This is a genomic window from Hyphomonas sp. NPDC076881, from assembly GCF_050269995.1.
GTDB lineage: Bacteria > Pseudomonadota > Alphaproteobacteria > Caulobacterales > Hyphomonadaceae > Hyphomonas.
Genome location: NZ_JBNNJJ010000018.1, coordinates 26,108 through 47,027, shown reverse-complemented (window position 1 = coordinate 47,027; position 20,920 = coordinate 26,108). Strand labels below are relative to the sequence as shown.

Here is a 20,920-nt window from a genome sequence, read left to right as displayed (position 1 = left end):
GCTCAGTTCATCTTGAAACGGATCGGCACGGTTTTCGGGCCGCTGACGAAGTTGGCCTGCGTGCGGGAGGGTTTTCCGGCGAGTTCGACGGAGTGGAGGCGGGGGAGGAGTTCTTCCCACAGGAGGCGCATTTCCATCCGGGCAAGATGCTGGCCCAGGCACACATGGGCGCCATAGCCGAAGGCGACATGCTTGTTGGGCGAGCGGTCGACCTTGAAGCTGTAGGGATCTTCGAACACGGTTTCGTCCCGGTTCCCGGAAGGATAGGCCAGAAACAGCCAGTCATTCCTGGCGATCTTCTGCCCGGCGATTTCCGTGTCGTCGGTAGCGGTGCGCATGAAGTGTTTCACCGGCGTTTCCCAGCGGATGGATTCCTCCACCATGGACGGGATCAGCGAGAGATCGTCTTTCACCTTCCGGAACTGGCCGGGGTTTTCGGCGAGCGCCCACATGGCCCCGGCGGTGGTGTTGGAGGTGGTGTCGTGGCCTGCGGTGGCGGCGATGATGTAATAGCTCATCGCTTCGAGATGGCCGAGCGGCTGGCCGTAGACGGCGCCATTGGCGATCACGCTGGCGAGATCCTCGCGCGGGTTCTGGCGGTGGTCTTCGGTCATGGCGTTGAAATAGGTCATGAAGTCGAAGATCGTTTCATTGATCATCTTCAGCGTGTCTTCGGTGTTGCCGACTTCCTTGCCGGCCCGGTTCACGTCCGGGTCCTGGGTGCCGAAGAGTTCCTGCGTCAGCTTCAGCATGCGCGGCTCGTCAATCGGCGGCACGCCCAGCACTTCCATGATGACATGCAGCGGATAGAGGAAGGCGACATCGCGGGCGAAATCGCATTCGGTGCCTTTTTCCGCCATCTGGTCGATGAAGCCGCGCGCAATCTCGCGCACCCGGTCTTCCAGCTTGCGCAGGTTCTGCGGCATGAACCAGGCCTGCGTCAGGCGGCGGTACTGCATGTGGTCCGGGTTATCCATCTGCACCAGCGAGCGCAGGATGTTCGGTTTGCCGCCCATCATCTCGCGCACCCGTTTGTCGCTTTCGATGGTGGTCAGCGTGGCCGAGCGGTCTTCATTGTGGAACAGATCGTTCTGTCTTTCGATGTTGAGAATGTCGGCATGACGGGTCACGACCCAGAAGGGGTCAAAGCCTTCCACCTCAGCCACATCCAGCGGCGCGTTGGCGCGCAGCCAGCGGAAGGCATCATCCACGCGCTTGCCATCGGCATAGGCTTTGGGGTCAACAACATCACGGGCAATGTGTTCAGGTATGGCCATGTTTCAATCCTCCCACTTCCGGGTTTTGCGATCTCCGGGGTGCGGACTGCTTTACATCAAACTTGCTATACAGCCAACAAATATGTTAGGGGGTGCGTATGTCTGACACAGGTACGAGATCATCTGCGGCGGCGGGCCGCCTGACTCAGGCTGAAAGGCGTGACCGGTCGGAGCGCGAGCTTCTCAGCGCGGCCATTCGGGTTGTGGGCGAGCAGGGCGTGTCTGCCGCGACCTTTGACGCGATCGGCAAGGAGGCGGGCTTCTCGCGCGGCCTGGTCACTCAGCGGTTCGGGTCCAAGGAAGGGCTGATCCGGGCTGTGATCGCCCGCCTGCATGAGGGGCAGGGCGAATACCTCGATGCGGCGAGGGTTTCGGATATGGACGGGCTGAGCGCGCTGTGCGCTTTCGTCGATCTCCATTGCCTGGCCATGCGGGAATCCGAAGAGGCCGACACCTATTTCATGCTGCTGGCCGCCGCTGTGGCTGACCGGCTGGAAACGCGCGAAGCGTTTCGCGACTCCCACGAGATCGAGCGCGCGCTGATCCGCGGCTTCATCGAGCGCGGCGTGGCCAATGGCCATATCCGCGCAGACATAGACGCAGATGCCGAAGCGCTGCTGGTGGGCTGCTCGCTTCTGGGAATGCGCATCCAGGCGCTGGTCGATCCCGCTTTCGACCCGGATCCGGTGCATGGCGCGCTGATTACATCGATCAAGGCCCGGCTACGCAGGCCGGACGGGGAGGACACATGAGCGACGGGTTCAAGACATGGCAATGCCGCACCTGCGGCTACATCTATGACGAGAAGGAGGGCGACCCGAATGAGGGCCTCGCCCCCGGAACGCGGTGGAGCGACATTCCGGATGACTGGATCTGCCCGCTCTGCGGCACGCCGAAGTCCGATTTCGACATGGCCGAGATCTAGGGCTCGACCCGGCGGCAGGCGCCGCTGGCCGTCTCGCAATCCATCCGGTCGAGGCTGACAAGATCGCCGAACGGGTTGATTGAGGCGGGATCATCTGCCTTCAGCGTCACGGCATAGGCCGGGCCGATATTCTGCGCGCTGCGGAAGAAGGAGAGCGCTGTGCCGGCGCAAAGCCGGCGCGTCTCGCCCGGCTGCAGGGCGGCTGATTTCAGCGCCGGGGCGGTGGCGATCCACTGGCCTTTGGCATCATGCAGCGTGAGATAATAGCGCAGCTTGCGGTTGGCAGTGTTGGTCACCTCGCTGCAGGCGTCCAGATGCGGCGTGCCGCCATTGGCGGTTACGCGCTGGGTGATCTTGCCGAGCTGTCCTTCGGTGCGGCCGCCCGGATAGAGCAGGGCGCCGAAGCGGGAATTGACCGCCTTGTAATAGGTGGCCGCTGCCACCCGGCAGGCGGCATTGCTCGCGCCTGCTTTGCTCAGAGGGTATTCTGCGTCGCAGGCGGTCTGCATGTCGGAGAGGAAATCGGCGTCGCAGCGGCCCTGATCCAGCGCGCCGGAGCGGTAGCAGGCATCATGAAACTTGCAGGCTTCCAGGAACGGGCCATCGGGCACGATCTTGTCCAGCAGCTTGCGCCCGCCGCAGGCGTCCAGCGGTTCCTGCGCGGCCAGCACCGAGGCGCTGACGAGAAGGTCGTCCCTTGCCCGGGGCTCGGCCATCGCGGGCTGGGCCGCCAGACCCAGGAAAACAAGAAAAGCTGCCACCACGCGCGTCATGGAAAAAATCGTTTGCGGAACGTTGCGGCAATTTGAAGGCAGGTCTTGCAGGGAAGGCGTGGCCGGGTTTAGGAGCCTGCCCATGACCGACGATTTCAATCGCTATCAGACCACAGAACTCCCGCCCGGCTACACGCAGCTGGCCTGGCATCGCGGCTTTGGCCGCCAGATTGGCCCGCTGTTCGAGAAGCGCGAAGACGGCACGCTGATGCGCGCCTTCCGGGTGGAGGAATACCACACCAACGGCATGATGAACGCCCATGGCGGGATGCTGATGACCTTCGCCGACATGGCCTGGGGCGCCGCCGTGGAAAAGGATGACGACACCTGGTGGGTGACCGTCCGCCTGATGTGCGACTTCGTCTCCGGCGCGCCGCTGGGCAGCTTTGTCGAGGGCAAGGGCGTGATCGCCGGCCGGCAGGATGATGTGTTCACGGTTGAAGGCCGCATCTGGACGGGCGACAAGCTGCTGATGCGGGGCACCGGCATCTTCAAGGTGATCCCCCGCCGGGAAGAGGGAAAACCCTTCGTCAGGACCACAGCGGGCGCCTGACGAAGGATCAATCCCGCTCCCCGGATCAGGGCTTGTGGGCCTTTTCGTCCGCGCCGGTCTTCCACAGCGAGAAGAGGATCGCCCCGCCGAGCAGCGCGATCGTCAGCATCAGCGACCAGTGCGGCTCCAGATAGGGCACGAGGTGGAGTTCCTTGTAGAGCAGGAAGTTCCAGAAGATCTTGATGCCAATCAGTACCAGCACGGCGGCGAGGCCGTATTTGAGGTATTTGAACCGCTCCACGGCTGCCGACAGCATGAAATACATCGAGCGCAGGCCGAGAATGGCGAAGATGTTGGATGTGTAGACGATGAACGGGTCGCGGGTGACGGCAAAGATGGCCGGCACTGAGTCCACCGCAAAGATGATATCGACCGTCTCGACCATGAACAGCGCCAGCAGCAGCGGTGTGGCATAGCGGGTCATCTTGCCGGTGCCGGGGTCGATCTTCCTGATGAAGAAGTTGTGGTTGGTGATCTCGTCGGTCACCCGCAGGCGTTTCTTCAGGAAACGGAAGATCGGGTTCTTCTCCAGATCGAGCTCTTCCTCTTCGGGCCCTTCGCCGGGGATCAGCATCTTGCCGCCGGTGTAGAGCAGGAAGGCGGCGAAGATGAACAGCACCCAGGTGAACTCATTGACCACCGCCGCGCCCAGGGAGATGAAAATCCCGCGGAAAACAATGGCGCCCAGGATGCCCCAGAACAGCACCCGGTGCTGATACTCCCGGGGCACGGCGAAAAAGGTGAATACCATGCCGATGACAAAGATGTTGTCGAAGGCAAGCGCGGTCTCAAGCAGATAGCCGGTGGCGAACTGAACTGCCGCCTGCTGGTTGAGGTTTTCCGGGCTGTTGTAGAATTGCGGGTCGGGCTGGTAGCCGAAATAGATGTAGAATCCGAAGGCCACGGCGAGCGAAGCAAAGCAGGACCACATGATGGCGCTTTTCTTCGGGGAGATGACCTCGTCTTTCTTGTTCAGCAGGCCAAGATCGACCCAGAGCAGAAAACAGATGAGGGAGAGAAAAGCGGCCCACAGCCATAAAGGCTGCGCCGCATATTCCACGGTCAGGAAATCTGGCATGATTGGGGGTGCCGTCAAAGCAGTGCGCCGCGTCCGCGCGAGTTGCTTCTAGGTTCCGACATCGCATTTGCCGCCGCAAACACCAGAGGGGCCCGGACCCGGTTGACGCGGCGCAGGGTAGATCAAGCGCGCGCGCCGTCAAGCCACGCGGCGCTGTAGCCTGTCAGACCCAGAAGCTGAGAAGACCTGCCAGCGCGCAGCCCAGGACGACCAGAACAATGTTCACCTTGTAGCGGATCAGGGCAATCGCAGCGCCTGCCGCAATAGCCATGGCCAGCAGATCCGGCTGCGTAAAGTCTGGCAGGGAAAGCGGGCTACCCCAGGGCAGAGGCGTGTTGATCGCGCCCCGGAACAGCACCGCCATCCCGAACACGGCTGCCACTTTGGCAATGATCCCGAACACGGCGGCCGTAATCGCCTGCAATATGCCGGCGGCCGCCCGGCTGCGCCGCAACCCCTCCGAAAAGGGAGCGCCGGCAAAGATCCACACGAAGGAGGGCGCAAAGGTGCACCAGCTGGCCATGAGCGCCGCGGCTGCGGCCAGCCACAGTCCGCCGCCTTCCGTCTGCCAGCCGGCCATGAAGCCGACGAACTGGTTGACCAGCACCAGAGGCCCCGGGGTTGTTTCGGCAAGGCCGAGGCCATCGATCATCTGCGGCGCCGTGAGCCAGCCTTCGGCTTCCACCGCCTGCTGCTGCAGATAGGCCAGAACGGTGTAAGCCCCGCCAAAAGTCAGCACCGCCAGCTTGGAGAAGAATATGCCAACCTTGGTGAGCACATGATCCGGGCCGAGCATCACCATGGCGGTGATCAGCGGAGCAAACCAGAGCGCCCCCCAACTTGCCGCCGCCTTCAATGCCCTTCCGGCGCTGGTCTTTTCCGCAGGGATGGGGAGCGCTGCGGCGGCAGGTCTTGGCTGCGAGAGGCTGCGCACGAGGCCAATCCCTGCCGCCAGGCCGATAACCAGCGGGAAGGGCATCTGGAACAGGAATAGGCCGAGGAAAGCAGCCGCAGCCAGGGCAATATCCTGGGGGCCTTTGAGCGCCCGGCGGCCTACCTTGACCAACGCTTCCAGAATAAAGCCGATCACCGCCGCCTTCACCCCATAGAAAAGGGCTGCCACCACGGGCAGCGTGCCCCAGGCGGCATAAAGCCAGGTCAGTGCGAACACGATCAGGGCGCCGGGCAGCACGAACAGAAGTCCGGCAATCACCCCGCCGGTCACGCCGCGCAGGCGCCATCCGGCATAGGTGGCCAGCTGCTGCGCCTCTGGGCCGGGCAGCAACATGCAGTAGTTAAGCGCGTGCAGGTATTCAGCCTCACCGATCCACCGCTTCTCCTCCACGAAAACCCGGTGCATCAGGGCGATCTGCCCCGCCGGGCCGCCAAAGCCGAGACAGCCGACGCGAAAGCTCGCCGAGGCGAGCTCCTTCAGGCTGGGCGAGGGGGCAGCGGCTTCCGTCACGAGTGTGTGGTTTCGCAGAAGCTGCCGCAAAGACAAGCCACGAAATCTGGCGATATTGTTGACTTTTCTTACCTGGCTGCGTATCGGCCCCGGCAATGAACACAGGCATGCACCACCCCCATCATCACGCATGACGCGCCGCTGAGGCGCGAACCGGTCCGGCTGCGCCTCTGAAACGTGTTCCTCCCCCCGAGAACCAGACCAGATGCGGCAGGCCGGAACGGGCGCGCCTCAGGGGCCTTTGTGCCGCCTTCCCAATCGGGCTGCCTGCGTTTAATGCGGGGCCAGCCGGCAAACAGGATCTGAAGACCCCATGAGCACCAAGGACACCCAACCTCTCTCTGGCAAGGATCTCGCCCGCAAGCCGCGCGGCTTTCCCGACAAGCGCGAGGCCCTGATTCATGCCCAGGCAAAGCTCGTGGAGACGGTGACCGGGGTTTACCGCCAATGGGGCTTTGAAGCGCTTGATACCGGCGCTTTCGAATATGCTGATGCGCTCGGCAAGTTCCTGCCTGATTCTGACCGTCCCAATGCCGGCGTTTTCTCCCTGCAGGATGATGACGAGCAGTGGATGGCGCTGCGCTACGATCTGACCGCGCCGCTCGCCCGTTTCGTGGCAGAGCAGGGGCAGGGGCTTGGCCGCCCGTTCCGCCGGTATGCTGCCGGGCCGGTCTGGCGCAATGAGAAGCCGGGGCCGGGACGGTTCCGCGAATTCTGGCAGTGCGATGCCGATACCGTCGGCGCGCCCGGCCTGCATGCCGATGCCGAGATGATCGCCATGGGCGCCGAAGCGCTCCGCGCGCTGGGCATGAAGCCCGGCGAGTTCGTCATCCGCGTCAATACGCGGCGGCTGCTGAACGGTGTGCTGGACGGGGTGGGCGCGACCTCTGCTGACACCCGCCTCGCCATCTTGCGCGCGCTCGACAAGCTCGACCGTCTTGGCGCTTCGGGCGTCGCAGACCTCCTTGGCGCAGGCCGCAAGGACGAAAGCGGGGATTTCACCAAAGGGGCCGGGCTCGGGGCAGAGGAAGTGAGGCGCGTGCTCGCCTTTGCCGAGGCGGGGGCTGAGACCCGCGCCATGACGCTCGCCAACCTCGCCAAGGCGGCTGGTGGCACGGAAGAGGGCAAGGCGGGCCTGGGGGAGTTGGAAGCCATCGCGCTGGCGCTCGAAGCGCTCGGCGCGCCGGAAGACGATGTAAAGATCGATCCATCCGTGGTCAGAGGGCTGGAATATTATACGGGCCCGGTGTTCGAGGCAGAGCTGCTGCGTGAAGTGAGCGGCGAAGACGGCAAGAAATACCGCATCGGCTCCATCGGGGGCGGCGGGCGGTATGATGATCTCGTCGCGCGCTTTACGGGCGAGACCGTGCCCGCCACCGGCTTTTCCATCGGCATCTCGCGGCTGGCGGCGGCCCTCGCCATCCTCGGCGAAACTGGAAAGCTTGATGGTCCGGTGGTCGTGCTCAATCTGGACAAGGATAATCCGGGCATTGCTCTCGGCCTTGCTGCAGAGCTGCGCCGGGGCGGCATCCGGGCGGAAGCCTATATGGGCGCCTCCGGCATGCGCCCGCAGATGAAATATGCTGACCGGCGGTCTTCACCCGCTGTCGTGATCGTCGGCACTGACGAGATCGAGAAGGGCACGGTTACCATCAAGGATCTGGAAATCGGCGCGCAGAAGGCCAAGGCGATTTCCTCCAATGAGGAATATCGCGAAGCGCGCCCCGGCCAGATCGAAGTGCCGCGCGCCGAAATGGTCGAGGCTGTCCGCCGTATCGTCGAGGCTCAGGCATGAAACACGACGCCCTGGTGGCGGTTGCCCGCGCCGTCGTGGAGACGGCTGGCGGCACGCCGATTGATCCTGATTATGTTCTGCCAGCGGACATTCCGCTGGAGCTTTCCGGCGAAGCCGTGCGCGCGCGGCTCTGCGTGTTTCAGGATTATCGCGGCGCCGAAATGGCGATGCGGCCGGACCTGACACTGCCTGTGGCGCAGCGTGAAGCGGACCGGCGCGGAGCGGGCGAGGGCGGGGCGAAGACCTATACCTATGCCGCGCGCGCCTTCCGCATACCCGTTGCGCCGGACGACCAGCTGGAATTTACCCAGGTGGGCCTCGAACGCTTCGGTCATGAGGCGAGCGCTGAAGCCGATGCAGAACTCTTCGCGCTGATCCACCGCGCGGTGGAAGCCTGCGGCGTGGCGCCTTCCGGCGTGATCATGGGCGATCTGGCGATCTTTCCGGCCTTCATTGATGCGCTCGGCCTGCCCGGCGTGACGGCAGACCTGCTGAAGCGCGCCTTCCGGCAGGAGGGCGGCGTGCGCGCAGTGCTGGACGCGGCCTCCCGCCCGCTGGAGCCTGAGGTGGCGGCGGTTCTGAGCGCGGAAGATCCCGTCACGGCGCTTGGCAATCTGCTCTCTGAGCGGAATATTCCGATGGCCGGGGGGCGAAGCCTCGCCGAGATTGTCGAGGGCCTGAAGGCCCGCTGCGCGGCCATTGAAGCAGGCGGTCTCAGCCAGGCTGCGCGCGATGTGCTGCTTGCCCTGCGCGAGGTCGATTGCCCGCTTGGCGAGGCGGCAGGTACGCTTTCCGCGCTCGCCGGGACCCATGGGCTTGGCGCTGCGCCCGGCGCCATTGCGGCGCTCAAGGCACGGGCTGACGCGATCCTCGCGCGGGTGCCGGCTGCCGCCCAGACCGCGCGCTTCCGCACTGGCTTTGGCCGCCGGTTCACCTATTATGATGGCTTTGTGTTTGAAATCCTCGCGCCCGGCCTGGAACTCACCCAACCGGTCGCCGCAGGCGGACGGTATGACGGCCTGCTGACGGGGCTTTCCGGCGGCAAGGTATCGGCAACCGGGATCGGCGGCGTGGTGCGGCCAGACCGTATGGTGCGTGTGCGGAGGGCCGGAGCATGAGCCGGATCACAATCGCTGTCCCTTCCAAGGGGCGCCTCAAGGAACAGACCGAAGATTGGCTGGCCAGCATTGGCCACACCGTCCGCCAGATTGGCGGCGAGCGGGGGTATACGGCAGAGATAGAAGGCATTGATGCCGAAGTGCGCCTTCTCTCGGCCAGCGAGATAGCGCAGGGCCTGATCGAAGGCAGCCTGCATCTGGGCGTAACCGGGGAAGACCTGCTGCATGATCTGTCACCGGATGGCCCGGTGGATTTCGAAGTGCTCAAGCGCCTTGGCTTTGGCGGGGCCGATGTTGTGGTCGCCGTGCCCCAGGCCTGGTTCGATGTTGACACGATGGCCGACCTGGAAGCCGCCGGCGCGGCCTTCCGCAAGGCGCATCACCGCCGCCTGCGGGTCGCCACCAAATATCTGCGCATCACCCGGCGATACTTCGCCCAGAAGTCGGTCGGCGAATACCGCCTCGTCGAAAGCGCGGGCGCGACGGAGGCCGCCCCGGCCACCGGGACCGCCGACGTCATCGTCGACATCACAACCACTGGCGCCACATTGCGGGCCAATGGTCTCAAGGTGCTCGATGATGGGGTGATCCTGAAAAGTCAGGCCTCGCTCACGCGCTCAATCCGGGCCCCGTGGAGCGAGGAGGCGAACACTATCGTACAATCCCTTATGCGTCAGCCGGGCACAGGGACAAAACGCCCTCTTTAAATTTTTTTTGGACACATTCTTGACACATCCCCGAAAACGTTGCCGTATGGGTAGGCAAGTTTCTGGGAGGAAACGCTGCAAACGGTGGAGGGGCGTAGCGACCGGGGACGGAGCTACGCCTCTTTTTCATTTCCGGGGCAGTTTTCACGATTTCAGGAGAAGACCGGGACCAGCAACCGCGATGGTTCAGGGGGAGTCGAGGGGCGTCGTCACCGCGCCGCCGGTCCCGGCTTCATGAATAACAATATGCACTTATCGATAAACGTCAAGCGATATTATCGTTTTTCGATTAAATCGCTGTAATCCTTCCCGCTGTGTTGACTTGCCCATCGCCGCGCCCCATGCGTGGCGCCTTAACCAGCCCCCCCTCGGATCATCGCCGCGTCAAAGGAGACCAAGATGGAAGATCCCCGCCAGCACATCCTTTCCGTTTACCGCCCGCCGGAGGAAGTGTTCGTGCAGGGCGAAGGCGCCTATATGTTCACCGAGGACGGGCGACGTTATCTCGATTTCATCGCGGGCATCGCGGTCAACGCGCTGGGCCATGCCCATCCGGCCATGATCGAGGCCCTGCGCGATCAGGCCGGCAAGCTCTGGCACACCTCCAACATGTTCCGGATCAAGGGGCAGGAGGAACTGGCCGACAAGATCTGCCGCGATACCTTTGCTGACCGGGTGTTCTTCACCAATTCGGGCACCGAGGCGATCGAGTGCGCCATCAAGTCGGCGCGCAAGTATCACTGGGCTGCCGGGAACCCGGACCGGATCGACATCATCACCTTCACCGGCGCCTTCCATGGCCGCTCCATTGGGGCGATCAATGCGGGCGGCAACCCGAAATACCTGGAAGGCTTCGGCCCGAAACTGCCGGGCTTTGTGCATCTGGAATGGGGCGACACTGACGCGCTGAAGGCGGCCGCCTCGGCGCCGACGGCGGCGGCCATCCTGATCGAGCCGGTGCAGGGGGAGGGCGGCGTGCGCGCCGTGCCCGAAGAAGAGCTGCTGGCTATGCGTAAGCTGTGTGATGAGCAGGGCATCCTGCTGATCTTCGACGAAGTGCAGTGCGGCATGGGCCGCACCGGCAAGCTCTGGGCCTATCAGTGGGTCAATGGCGTGGAGCCTGACATTCTGGCGGCGGCCAAGGGCATCGGCGGGGGCTTCCCGTTCGGCGCCTGCCTGATGACCGAGGCGGTGGCCGAACCGATGCAGCCTGGCAGCCATGGTTCGACCTATGGCGGCAACCCGCTGGCCATGGCGGTCGGCAATGCCGTGTGGGACATCATCTCGAATGAGGAATTCCTGGCCAATGTCCGCCGCGTTTCCGGCTCGCTGGCTCAGGGCCTGAAAAGCCTTGCCGACAGCCATCCCGACAAGGTTGAAGCGGTCACCGGCAAGGGCCTGCTGACCGGCCTGCGCCTCAAGGCGGACCCGAAAAACCTGCAGACCCTCTGCCGGGAAGAAGGCCTGCTGGCCGGCGTGGCCGGGAATAATGTCCTGCGCCTCGCCCCGCCGCTGATCATCGACGACGCCCAGGTCCGCGACGCCGTCAGCATGATCGACGCTGCCCTGACCGAATGGGCGCTGTAGGCGCCCGCTTCCTGCAATAACGGGTCATGAAGTTTGAAGGGGCGGCTACCTTGGGGTGGCTGTCCCTTTCTCTTTCCGGTTGCTACTGTCTGCATCAAACAGAAGCAACCGGGGGAACAAGGCACCATGAGCCGAGTAGACGATTTCGAGCAGGCCACCCGGCTTGAAAGAGGGTGCGAGACTGTCTGGACCGCGCCGCTTCGGGAGGATTGGTCTCTGTGGGGGCCAGCGGGCGGATATATTTCTGCCCTTGCCCTGCGCGCGGCCGGCGAGGCGAGCGCCTTTCCCCGGCCTGTCAGCATGACGTGCCACTTCCTGCGCCCCGGCAAGTTCGCGGAGGCAGAGCTGCATGTGGAAAGCCTGCGGGCAGGACGGCGCAGCGAGCTTTTGCGGGTTGATCTCAGGCAGGAGGGCAAGAGCCTGCTCACGTGCTCGGTCTGGACGATGCCTGACAGCATGCCCGGTCTTGTCCATGACACCACCCGTCTGGAGGGGTTGCCGGCCCCCGACACCCTTCTGGCGCATGACGTGCTTGATCCGGAACAGAACACGCCGCCCTTCTTCCGGCGGTTTGACCAGCGCCCCATCCGGGGCATGCCCCGCTCTGGCGACGGCCCCCGCGATCCGGAGCTGACTGGCTTCTATCGTTTCACACCCATGGCAAAGGTCGAGAACGCCTTCATTGATGCCGCGCGTGTCCTGCTTCTGCTCGACACGTTCGGCTGGCTTGCCCAGTATCCGGCGCATCCGGAGGACGATCCATCGCCCTGGGTCGCGCCGAACATTGACTATCACTACCGTTTCCATCGCCTGACCTGCCATGCCGACTGGCTTCACATGCGTGTCCGCGCCCCGATTGCCGGGGCAGGCCTTATGGCAACAGATGGAGAAATCCGGGACGCAGACGGGTATCTTCTGGCTACCGGTACGTCGCAACTGATGTGCCTGCCGCGTGCAGGTCAGTAACCCCTGCAGGCGGCGCCTGCGGGGGCGTTTCAGGAACCCCTCCCATGCGCCAGGACCACAGACACTGCTTCATCCTCACCGGTGGCCCCGGCGCGGGCAAGACGACGCTGATGGAGCATCTGGCCGGGCAGGGGATCGCTGTCATGCCCGAGGCGGGGCGGGGGATCATCCGTTCCCAGATGGCCATTGGCGGCCGCGCGCTGCCCTGGGAAGACCGCGCGCTGTTTGCTGAGCTGATGCTGGGCTGGGAGCTGCGTTCCTTGAGCGCGGCGGCCATGCTGCCCGGCCCCATCCTGTTTGACCGGGGCGTGCCGGATGTTGCGGGCTATCTGACGCTGGAAGGACTGGAGGTGCCCGCGCATATCCGGCAAGCCGCCGAAACCCACCGGTACAATTCGCTCGTCTTTCTTGCGCCGCCCTGGGAGGAGATCTTTCACAGTGATACCGAGCGCCGGCAGGACTTTGATACCGCCCGGCGCACCTGTGAGACGATGCGACGTGTGTATACGGAGCTGGGATACAACCTGGTCGAGCTTCCGCGCGCCTCTGTTCCTGAGCGGGGAGATTTCGTGCGCGCCAAAATCGGCGCCTAATCCTTGTTTTTACTTAAAGAAAAGGGACAGGCTGAGAGAGCATAGCCTGTCCCTTGCAAATGCGCACGTGCGGTCCCCCCACACTTGCTGCTGTCCGGTTAGCAAATCTGAGCGCTGCTCGCGTCCGTGCAGATACCTAAATTTCGGCGGGCCCTACTCCAATTTCAGCTTTCATGTGCGCGGGCCCCGGTTAAGCTCATCTTCTGGCTGGCTTTGGGGAGAGCGGGCTGGAAGGGGAGCGGTCTGTAGTGCTGGTAGAGCGGGAACGGGATTTCGAACGGCTGGACGCCCTGATTGCGGCGGCGAGCCGGGGGCAGGGGAGTGTGGCGCTGGTCTGTGGGGAGGCCGGTATCGGCAAAACCTCGTTGATCCACGGCCTGTTTGACCGCCTGCCCCGTGGCTGGCGCGCGGCCGCAGGCGGATGTGACGCGCTTTACACGCCCCGCCCTCTCGGCCCGGTGAGTGATATGGCGGAGATGCTGGGGCCAAAGGTCCGTGCCTTGCTGGAAAATGGCGACCGCCAGCACCTCTTCGCCGCGATCCTGGACACGATCAGCCGATCCAACAGCCCGATCCTGATGGTCTGGGAAGATATGCACTGGGCTGATCATGCCACGCTGGACCTGCTGCGCTATCTCGGCCGCCGGGTTGCCTTCCTGCCGCTGGTCCTGGTGCTGACCTACCGGGATGATGAAACCGGCGCGCAACATCCTCTGACGCAGGTGCTGGAGGAGTTGCCTCCCGCCGTGCGCGAGGCTGTTCCCTTGAGCCGCCTCTCGCCAAAAGCCGTCAGCGCCATGGCGCGCAAAGCGGGCCTGCCGGGAGACTGGCTCTATCAGAAGACGTCCGGAAACCCCTTCCTGGTGACGGAGATGCTGGCGGCCGGGCAGGGCGCTGCCGACAATCTGCCCGGCTCCATCCGCGAAGCCGTTACCGTCCGCCAGGGACAGCTCTCCGGCGGCGCGCGCGAGTTGCTGGAACTGATCAGCGTCATTCCCGCCGCCGTTCCGCCGGCGCTGCTGCTGCGGCTTGGCGGCGAGGAGGCCGTGACACTCGCCGCAGACCTGACCGCCAGCGGCATTCTTCAGGCCTCCACCGCCGGTGATATCCGGTTCCGGCACGAGATCGCGCGCACTGCCACGCTGGAGCGTATTCCCGCCAAGGTCCGGCGCAGCCATCATGTCCGTATACTGGAAGCCCTACGCGCCCAGGGGGCCGAGGCACCGCTGGACCAGATGGTACACCATGCGGCCGGCGCGCTGGATGGGGCGGCTGTGCTCGCGATTGCGCCCGAAGCGGCAGAGCGGGCCGCCGCCAGCGGCGCCCACCGCGAAGCGGCTGCCCATCTGGGTACGGCGCTTCGCTTTGTCGAAGAGGCAGACCCCGAAACAGCCGCGCTGTTGCATGAACGCTGGGCCTATGAAAGCGCGCTTGCCACGCCGATTGATGAGGATGTGCTCGACGCCCGCCGCCATGCGATCACGCTCTGGCGCGTGCTCGGCCGGCAGGACAAGGTCGGCGAGAACCTTCGCTGGCTCTCGCGGATGCACTGGTATCGCGGCGAGGCGCTGGAGGCCGCGCGCCTGGCAGATCAGGCGATCCACGTTCTGGAAAGCATTCCGCCTTCCGCCGAGCAGGCGATGGCCTATTCCCTGCGGTCTCAGCTGCACATGCTGAACGATCAGATGGAAGACGCGGTCTATTGGGGCGAGCGCGCCCTGGCGCTGGAAGCAGATTTCCCCCGGCCCGATCTGCGCGCCCACGCTCTCAACAATATCGGCACAGCGCTGGCCTTCCGGGGACGGAGGGAGGGTGAGGCGCTGCTGCAGGAGAGCCTCGACATATCGCTCGCCAACAACCTGCATGAACACGCGGCCCGGGCCTACACAAACCTTGCCGAATATGCCGTCGAGTTCCGCAAGTTCGAACTGGCCGAAAGGGTGATCGCCGACGGCATCACATTTGACATCGATCACGATCTCGACGCCTGGACGCTTTACCTCTCGGGCCGCCTGGCGCTTTTGCGGATGGAGCAGGGGCGGCTGAAAGACGCCGTCACGATGGCCGCTTCCGTCACTGATCGTGAGCGGCTGACCCTTGTTGTTCGCCTGCCGGCGCTGTTGGTTCAGGCGCGGGCTGCCATGCGCCTGGCTGCGCCCGAGGCGCCCCGCCTGATGGAACAGGCCTATGCCGATGCGATGGCGACCGATGAGTTGCAACATATCGTGCCCGCGCGCCTGACCCTGATCGAACATGCCTGGCTTTCCGGCAATCCCGGCCTTGCGGGGGAGCATCTCGACGCGCTGTTCACGCTCGCCGATGGAGACCGCCATCCCTGGAATATCGGGGAGCGGGCCGTCTGGGCGCGGCGCCTTGGCCGGCAGGTGCCCGGCCTCAGCCCCGAAACACTGCCCGAACCTTTCCAGCTTGAGCTGGCCGGGAAGATTGAACAGGCATCAGAAGCCTGGCGGGCGCTGGGTATGCCCTATGCTGCAGCGATCGTCCGTCTGCAGAGTGATGATGTGGACCTGCTTGGCCAGGCGGTGCATGATCTTCAGGCCATGGGCGCGGAGGCAGGCGCGGCCTTCGCCCGGCGGCGCGCAGCCGAGCTTGGCGTCACCCGCGGTCTGCCGCGGCCCCGCCGGGGCACCTACAGCGCGGCCCGCGATCATCCCCTCGGCCTTACCCGCCGCGAGCAGGATGTGCTGCGCCTGATCGTCAGGGGGTGTTCCAACCGCGAGATTTCCGAAGAACTTGGCCGCTCCCCGCGCAAGGTGGAGCATCATGTCTCATCGGTCCTCTCCAAGCTGAACGCCCAGAACCGGATGGCCGTCATGCTGCGGGTGCAGAATGATCCCTGGCTGCTCGGAAGCGGATGATCATCTGGGGCAGACCTTCGGCGCGGGCGTTCCGTCAAACCGGGCCCGGGTCCATTTGACCAGGATCGGTCCGGTTGGCGCATCCGGCGCCACGATGGACGCATGGTCCAGCGTGTCGAACAGCTGATAGTCGATGGTTTCCCCCGCTGCGCAGCGCTCACGCGCATAGCCTGCCTGCATCTTGGCGCTCACCACATCATCGCGTCGGCCTTGCAGGATCAGCACCGGCGCGCCGAGTGTCCGGCTGGGTACGTTCTCGGCCAGTTTGCGGCGGAAACTTGTGCCCGTCTCGCCGCCCCGGAAGATGGTGCCTTCGGTGAATTTCTCCGCCAGCAGTAGTGGTACAAGGACACGCGCATCGGCAAAACAGCGTTTTGCAATCTCCTTGGCTTGCCAGCGCGCCTCTGGGCGCACGATGCCGCTGAAATAGAGGTCAGGATACGTGTCGGCATAGGCGCGCGCCGCAAAGGACGAGAATATCCGGCCCACCGGGGTTGCCTCCGTTTCTGCCACGATGGCCGGAAGGTCCGTAGCCGGAGCAAGCGCTGCAATCCCCTTCACCTGAAGCTCTGGCGCATAGCTGCGGGCCAGGATGCCGCTCCAGAGCGCGGCATGTCCGCCCTGAGAGTGGCCCCAGATCACGGTTTCCAGCGACAGGGTCAGCTCTGAGAGGTCATGCGCTGCCCGCGCCGCATCCAGAACGGAGCGTGCTTCCCCCTCGCCAATAAGATAGGGGTGGGGGCCTTGCGTCGTCAGCCCGGCATAGTCGCTAGCCACATAGATCCAGCCTTCCTCCAGCAGCGCGCTGAGGGCAGGCACATCGGCAAAGGGGTTTGCCTGCATCGAGGCGCCACAGCCGGGCGCTGCGCCCAGCGTGCCATGCGCCCAGAGGATCACCCGCCGGGGCGATGCGATGTCTTCCTGCGGCTTCCACATCACGAGGGCGCTGGCCGTTGCCGGCGCGCCTCCGCTGAGGGTCGTGGTGTAAAGAATGCGGCGCGCAACCGCGCCTTTGGGCACCCCGCGCTTGTAAGGCTCAGATTTCAGCAGATGCCCCGGCCCGGTGGCAGCCGCCACGTCCGCCTTGAAGAACTTGCCCGGCGCGGGCGGGTAGGACCAGAGCCACACACCGAGCACAAACAACAGGACAAGGAGGATCAGCCCCCCGACCACCATGCGCGCGAGTTTCACCCAGCCGGGCATCGCCTGTCCCCTAAAGGCTCCACCCTGTGCAGCCTGCCTGCAAACTACCAGAAGCCGCTGCGCCTCGCCAGCGCCGCTTTGGCGCCAGGGGCGCTGGCGGCAAGGCTTCTGGCGCGCTAGTCTGCTGGCCATGAAACTCACCGCCGCCTGTATCCAGATGCGCTCGGGCACCGAGCCTGCCGCAAACCTCGCCGCTGCCACTGCCCTCATCCGGCAGGCCGCCGGGCAGGGCGCGCGCTTCATTGCCACGCCGGAGATGACAAACCTTCTGGATATTCGCCCCGGCATGGCCCGGCCGAAAGTGCGCACGGAGACGGAGGACGAAAGCCTGCCGGCCTTTCGCGTCCTCGCCGCAGAGCTGGGCATCACGCTGCTCATCGGCTCATTGGCGATTGCGCTGGAAGATGGCGCGGACGACCGTTTCGCCAACCGCTCGTTCCTCATCGGCCCGGAGGGCGGCGTCATCGCCCGCTATGACAAGATCCATATGTTCGATGTCGAGGTTGGTGACGGCCAGAATTACCGCGAGAGCCGCGCCTATCGCCCTGGCGAAACCGCCGCGCTCGCACAAACACCCGCCGGAAAGATCGGCCTCACCATCTGCTATGATGTCCGCTTTCCGCATCTCCATCGTGCGCTGGCCAAGGCGGGCGCCGAGATCCTCGCCATCCCCGCCGCCTTCACGAAGGTTACCGGTGAAGCTCACTGGCATGTCCTGGTGCGCGCCCGCGCTATCGAGACGGGGTGCTTCGTCATTGGGCCGGCTCAGGCGGGCAAGCATGAAGACGGCCGCGAAACCTTCGGCCATTCGCTGATCGTCTCGCCCTGGGGCGAGGTGCTTGCCGAGGGCAGCGCCACGGAGCCGGGGATCGTGATGGCGGAGATTGACCTCGCAGAGGTTACCAGGGCGCGCGGGCGGATCCCGGCGCTCAGCAATGAGCAAACCTTCAGCCTGAAGACGTTTGGTTTTTGATGCCTGCTCCCCCGGCAGGATCAGTTTTTGCGGCAGAATATCTGCCAGAGTACGGTTATGAGCAGTGCCAGCATAATGCAGATGCCGAATATTACGATCCAGACCATCCCAAACAGAGCACTCTGGCCATAAGGCTCCGTAAGGCCGAGAAATTCACCCCGGACCCAGAGCGTGAAGGCTGCGAGCAGCGCGTAGGCAGCGGCTGTTCCTCCGGCCGACCACAGCGCGCGCATCAGCCATGAAGTTTGAGACCGCGCGGCAAGATTTGCTATGATCGGCAGGGAGACTGCAAAGGCAAGGAACGCAAAATCCCCGATACCCCGTCCTAGAAGGTAGGCCGCAAGTTGGGCTGCCGATAAGGCGGTCGTCCAGACAATGAGCCAGATGGCTGGCCGCAGTCTCACCGCCCCAGCCGCCGGCGGAACTCGCCATAACCAAAGTCGGAAATCGGTTCCACGCGCCCGTCTTCCCAGCGGATGGCGAGGTTGGCGAGCGGGGTGCCGTTGAAGGTGTTCGTCTTGACGAAGCTGTAATGCATCTGGTCGGTGAAGATGATCTGGTCGCCTGGTTCCAGTGCCTTTTCGAAGGAATAATCGCCGATCACATCGCCGGTCATGCAGGTCTTGCCGCCGAAACGGTATGTGTGCGGATATTGTCCCGGCTGGCCCGCGCCGATCACGTCCGGGCGGTAGGGCACTTCCAGAACGTCCGGCATGTGGGTCGAGGCGGAGGCATCTAGGATCGCCAGGTCCATCTCGTTCCAGTGCAAGGCGAGCACGGTCGAGTGCAATTCGCCGGTGTTCACCACGAGGCCCGCGCCCGGCTCAAGGATCACCTCGATGCCAAACCGCGCCTTGAATTTCAGGATGGCGGCAATCAGCGCGTCGACATCATAGCCCGGCTTGTTGAGGAAATGCCCGCCGCCGAAATTCACCGCCGAAACCTGTTCCAGGTAAGGCGCAAACTTTTCAGACACCGCCTCGATCAGGCCAACCGAGCCTTCATGAAGGCTCTCGCAGAGGGCATGGACGTGGAAAATATCGACGCCGCTCCAGTTCACCTGCGCCAGCTTTGACGGGACTTCGCCAAAGCGGCTCGTGGGGGCGGTGGGGTTGTAGAGGTCGCCGCCCAGCGTGGCATTGGAATAGCCGGGGTTCACCCGCAGGCCGATATGCGCGCCGGCGTCGCGCGCAATGTCGCCAAACCTGCCAAGCTGCTCAGCCGAATTGAAATAGATGTGCTGGGCCACCTTTGTCAGACGGCGGACTTCATCTTCCGTATAGGCGGGCGAATAGACATGGACTTCCTTGCCGAACTCCTCTGCCCCCATGATCGCTTCATGCTCGCCGCTGGCCGTCGTGCCATCGAGATAATCCTTCATCAGAGGGAAGGCGGCAGGCATGGCGAAGGATTTCGTCGCGAGCAGGATCTTGCACCCAGCCTCCTCGCGCACGCGCTTTGCCGTTTCGAGATTCTTCCGGAGACGGGCGGTATCGAGGACGAAGCAGGGGGTTTGGATGTCGGTCATGTCAGAAGGCCCTCACCTCCCACGCCCTTCGGGCGCGGGTCCCTCCTCTCCCGCAAGCGGGAGAGGGGTAATGTTGCGTTTGAGATGGCGTGGTGAAACCCCTCTCCCTCCGGGAGAGGCTGCGAGGGAGAGCGTTTGCAATGCAAACGGCCCGAGCAGGCCCATCGCGCAGCGATGGGAGGTGAGGGGCTTCGCGGTCAGGTCACAACCTCGAACAGTGGGTCCTGGTCGCCCGGCTTGATGTCGATGATCGTCGTCGGCAGGCCGCGTTTGGCCACGTCTTCGAGGAAAGGCGCAGAGGGGAACTCCTCGACGTTGAACACGCCGGGGCCTTTCCAGATGCCGCGGAAGAACATCGCCGCGCCGGAAACCGGGGGCACGCCGGTGGTGTAGCTCACCGCCTGCGCGCCGACTTCCTTATTGGTCTCGGCATGGTCGCAGACGTTGTAGAGCATCTTGGCGATCTTCTCGCCATCCTTCTTGCCACGGATGATCACGCCGATGCTCGTCTTGCCCGAATAGCCTTCGGCAAGGGAGGATGGCGGCGGCAGCAGGTCGCGCAGGAACTCCATCGGAATGATGTCCATGCCCTTGTGCTTGATCGGCTCCAGGCTGATCAGGCCAATCGATTTGAACACTTCGAGGTGTTTGATGTAAGCATCGCCAAAGGTCATCCAGAAGCGGATCTGCTTCAGGCCCTTGATGTTTTTCACGAGGCTTTCTTCTTCCTCATGATAGATGAGGTAAGAGGCGCGCGGGCCGACTTCCGGATAGTCCACCATCGTCTTGATGCTGAGGGCCGGGATTTCGATCCACTCACCATTCTTCCAGTATTTGCCGTCCTGCGTCACTTCACGGAGGTTGATCTCCGGGTTGAAGTTGGTGGCAAAGGTCTTGCCATGGTCGCCGGCATTGCAGTCCACGATGTCGATATACTCGATCTCATCGAACAGGTGCTCCTGCGCATAGGCGCACCAGATGTTGGAGACGCCGGGATCAAACCCGCAGCCGAGAATGGCGGTGAGGCCTGCTGCCTTGAACTTGTCCTGATAGGCCCACTGCCAGGAATATTCGAACTTTGCCACTTCACGGGGTTCGTAATTGGCCGTGTCGAGATAGTTCGTGCCCGCCTCAAGGCAGGCATCCATGATCGGCAGATCCTGATAGGGCAGGGCCATGTTGATCACGAGGTCCGGCTTCACCTTCCGGATCAGCGCCACCGTGGCGGCCACGTCATCGGCGTCCACCTGCGCAATCTCGATCGGCGTCACGCAATCCTTCGCGACCTTCTCGCAGCTCTCGATGCGGCGCGAGGCCAGGGTGATGTGCTTGAACGTATCGCGGTCCATCGCGCATTTCTTGGCGACGACCGAACCGGCCGCGCCGGCGCCGATGATGAGAACTCTGTCCATATCTGGGCTAACTCCCGGAAAGGGTTGAAACTGTGCGCCTCCCTTAGGGCACTTTGCCGCCGGACGCTAGCTGGCGGGGCGCGGGAAG

Annotated in this window: 18 protein-coding genes; 11 read left to right on the top strand and 7 right to left on the bottom strand. The window is 63.9% G+C overall.

Features of this window, described 5'->3' with window-relative positions; translation table 11 throughout:
- Positions 1-2 precede the first annotated feature (2 nt).
- Positions 3-1,277, bottom strand: a complete 1,275-nt coding sequence (locus ACQKI2_RS16680; RefSeq protein WP_427380756.1) for a cytochrome P450 — start codon at positions 1,275-1,277, stop codon at positions 3-5.
- Between the two features lie 98 nt (positions 1,278-1,375).
- Here ACQKI2_RS16680 and ACQKI2_RS16675 point away from each other — a divergent pair, with 98 nt between their 5' ends.
- Together ACQKI2_RS16675 and ACQKI2_RS16670 are read left to right on the top strand one after the other, a co-directional pair.
- Positions 1,376-2,029, top strand: coding sequence for a TetR/AcrR family transcriptional regulator (locus ACQKI2_RS16675; RefSeq protein ID WP_427380755.1), 654 nt, complete (start codon positions 1,376-1,378; stop codon positions 2,027-2,029).
- A complete protein-coding gene (locus tag ACQKI2_RS16670; RefSeq protein WP_427380754.1) occupies positions 2,026-2,202 on the top strand; it encodes a rubredoxin in 177 nt (58 codons plus the stop codon). The genes ACQKI2_RS16675 and ACQKI2_RS16670 overlap by 4 nt, the downstream gene beginning before the upstream one ends.
- Here the strand turns inward: ACQKI2_RS16670 and ACQKI2_RS16665 are convergent.
- The gene (locus ACQKI2_RS16665; RefSeq protein ID WP_427380753.1) at positions 2,199-2,963 is read right to left on the bottom strand and encodes a hypothetical protein; all 765 of its coding nucleotides are present in this window, start codon (positions 2,961-2,963) and stop codon (positions 2,199-2,201) included. The genes ACQKI2_RS16670 and ACQKI2_RS16665 overlap by 4 nt on opposite strands.
- Before the next feature lie 94 nt (positions 2,964-3,057).
- On the opposite strand from ACQKI2_RS16665, the gene ACQKI2_RS16660 reads away from it, so the two are divergent.
- On the top strand, positions 3,058-3,528 hold the full coding sequence (locus ACQKI2_RS16660) for a PaaI family thioesterase (RefSeq protein WP_427380752.1): 471 nt from the start codon (positions 3,058-3,060) through the stop codon (positions 3,526-3,528).
- Between the two features lie 25 nt (positions 3,529-3,553).
- Here the strand turns inward: ACQKI2_RS16660 and ACQKI2_RS16655 are convergent, their stop codons facing one another.
- Positions 3,554-4,606: a TerC family protein gene (locus ACQKI2_RS16655; RefSeq protein WP_427380751.1), complete on the bottom strand. Its 1,053-nt coding sequence runs from the start codon at positions 4,604-4,606 to the stop codon at positions 3,554-3,556.
- 163 nt (positions 4,607-4,769) lie between these two features.
- A complete protein-coding gene (gene chrA / locus ACQKI2_RS16650; protein WP_427380750.1) occupies positions 4,770-6,071 on the bottom strand; it encodes a chromate efflux transporter in 1,302 nt (433 codons plus the stop codon).
- A gap of 313 nt (positions 6,072-6,384) precedes the next feature.
- On the opposite strand from chrA, the gene hisS reads away from it, so the two are divergent.
- From hisS to ACQKI2_RS16615, 7 genes are all read left to right on the top strand, one after another.
- Complete coding sequence (hisS, locus tag ACQKI2_RS16645) at positions 6,385-7,866, top strand: histidine--tRNA ligase (protein WP_427380749.1); 1,482 nt, start codon at positions 6,385-6,387, stop codon at positions 7,864-7,866.
- Entirely contained in the window at positions 7,863-8,984 is a 1,122-nt protein-coding gene (locus ACQKI2_RS16640) for an ATP phosphoribosyltransferase regulatory subunit (RefSeq protein WP_427380747.1), read from the top strand. The genes hisS and ACQKI2_RS16640 overlap by 4 nt, the downstream gene beginning before the upstream one ends.
- A complete protein-coding gene (gene hisG, locus ACQKI2_RS16635; RefSeq protein ID WP_427380746.1) occupies positions 8,981-9,691 on the top strand; it encodes an ATP phosphoribosyltransferase in 711 nt (236 codons plus the stop codon). Before ACQKI2_RS16640 ends, hisG begins: the two co-directional genes overlap by 4 nt.
- A gap of 399 nt (positions 9,692-10,090) precedes the next feature.
- Positions 10,091-11,278: an aspartate aminotransferase family protein gene (locus tag ACQKI2_RS16630; RefSeq protein ID WP_427380745.1), complete on the top strand. Its 1,188-nt coding sequence runs from the start codon at positions 10,091-10,093 to the stop codon at positions 11,276-11,278.
- Between the two features lie 126 nt (positions 11,279-11,404).
- On the top strand, positions 11,405-12,244 hold the full coding sequence (locus ACQKI2_RS16625; RefSeq protein ID WP_427380744.1) for a thioesterase family protein: 840 nt from the start codon (positions 11,405-11,407) through the stop codon (positions 12,242-12,244).
- Between the two features lie 44 nt (positions 12,245-12,288).
- Entirely contained in the window at positions 12,289-12,837 is a 549-nt protein-coding gene (locus ACQKI2_RS16620) for an AAA family ATPase (protein WP_427380743.1), read from the top strand.
- Between the two features lie 248 nt (positions 12,838-13,085).
- Positions 13,086-15,716 carry an ATP-binding protein gene (locus ACQKI2_RS16615; RefSeq protein ID WP_427380742.1) on the top strand — a complete coding sequence of 877 codons (2,631 nt, stop codon included), beginning with the start codon at positions 13,086-13,088 and terminating at the stop codon, positions 15,714-15,716.
- Here the strand turns inward: ACQKI2_RS16615 and ACQKI2_RS16610 are convergent, their stop codons facing one another.
- Positions 15,717-16,919: a lipase family protein gene (locus ACQKI2_RS16610; RefSeq protein WP_427380741.1), complete on the bottom strand. Its 1,203-nt coding sequence runs from the start codon at positions 16,917-16,919 to the stop codon at positions 15,717-15,719.
- Between the two features lie 130 nt (positions 16,920-17,049).
- Here ACQKI2_RS16610 and ACQKI2_RS16605 point away from each other — a divergent pair, with 130 nt between their 5' ends.
- On the top strand, positions 17,050-17,892 hold the full coding sequence (locus ACQKI2_RS16605) for a carbon-nitrogen hydrolase family protein (RefSeq protein ID WP_427380740.1): 843 nt from the start codon (positions 17,050-17,052) through the stop codon (positions 17,890-17,892).
- A gap of 400 nt (positions 17,893-18,292) precedes the next feature.
- On the opposite strand, the gene nspC is transcribed toward ACQKI2_RS16605, so the two are convergent.
- Both nspC and ACQKI2_RS16595 read right to left on the bottom strand, forming a co-directional pair.
- Positions 18,293-19,420 (bottom strand): carboxynorspermidine decarboxylase, encoded by a 1,128-nt coding sequence (gene nspC, locus ACQKI2_RS16600; protein WP_427380739.1) that lies wholly within the window; start codon positions 19,418-19,420, stop codon positions 18,293-18,295.
- Positions 19,421-19,617: 197 nt separating this feature from the next.
- A complete protein-coding gene (locus ACQKI2_RS16595; protein ID WP_427380738.1) occupies positions 19,618-20,832 on the bottom strand; it encodes a saccharopine dehydrogenase family protein in 1,215 nt (404 codons plus the stop codon).
- Positions 20,833-20,920 lie beyond the last annotated feature (88 nt).

Bases quoted from the DNA above. Each gene is read 5' to 3' on its own strand.
- hisG (WP_427380746.1), top strand. From the start codon at position 8,981: ATGAGCCGGATCACAATCGCTGTCCCTTCCAAGGGGCGCCTCAAGGAA.
- ACQKI2_RS16625 (WP_427380744.1), top strand. From the start codon at position 11,405: ATGAGCCGAGTAGACGATTTCGAGCAGGCCACCCGGCTTGAAAGAGGG.
- ACQKI2_RS16620 (WP_427380743.1), top strand. From the start codon at position 12,289: ATGCGCCAGGACCACAGACACTGCTTCATCCTCACCGGTGGCCCCGGC.
- hisS (WP_427380749.1), top strand. From the start codon at position 6,385: ATGAGCACCAAGGACACCCAACCTCTCTCTGGCAAGGATCTCGCCCGC.
- ACQKI2_RS16610 (WP_427380741.1), bottom strand. From the start codon at position 16,919: ATGCCCGGCTGGGTGAAACTCGCGCGCATGGTGGTCGGGGGGCTGATC.
- ACQKI2_RS16660 (WP_427380752.1), top strand. From the start codon at position 3,058: ATGACCGACGATTTCAATCGCTATCAGACCACAGAACTCCCGCCCGGC.
- ACQKI2_RS16675 (WP_427380755.1), top strand. From the start codon at position 1,376: ATGTCTGACACAGGTACGAGATCATCTGCGGCGGCGGGCCGCCTGACT.
- ACQKI2_RS16670 (WP_427380754.1), top strand. From the start codon at position 2,026: ATGAGCGACGGGTTCAAGACATGGCAATGCCGCACCTGCGGCTACATC.
- ACQKI2_RS16630 (WP_427380745.1), top strand. From the start codon at position 10,091: ATGGAAGATCCCCGCCAGCACATCCTTTCCGTTTACCGCCCGCCGGAG.
- ACQKI2_RS16680 (WP_427380756.1), bottom strand. From the start codon at position 1,277: ATGGCCATACCTGAACACATTGCCCGTGATGTTGTTGACCCCAAAGCC.
- ACQKI2_RS16640 (WP_427380747.1), top strand. From the start codon at position 7,863: ATGAAACACGACGCCCTGGTGGCGGTTGCCCGCGCCGTCGTGGAGACG.
- ACQKI2_RS16595 (WP_427380738.1), bottom strand. From the start codon at position 20,832: ATGGACAGAGTTCTCATCATCGGCGCCGGCGCGGCCGGTTCGGTCGTC.
- ACQKI2_RS16655 (WP_427380751.1), bottom strand. From the start codon at position 4,606: ATGCCAGATTTCCTGACCGTGGAATATGCGGCGCAGCCTTTATGGCTG.
- nspC (WP_427380739.1), bottom strand. From the start codon at position 19,420: ATGACCGACATCCAAACCCCCTGCTTCGTCCTCGATACCGCCCGTCTC.
- ACQKI2_RS16605 (WP_427380740.1), top strand. From the start codon at position 17,050: ATGAAACTCACCGCCGCCTGTATCCAGATGCGCTCGGGCACCGAGCCT.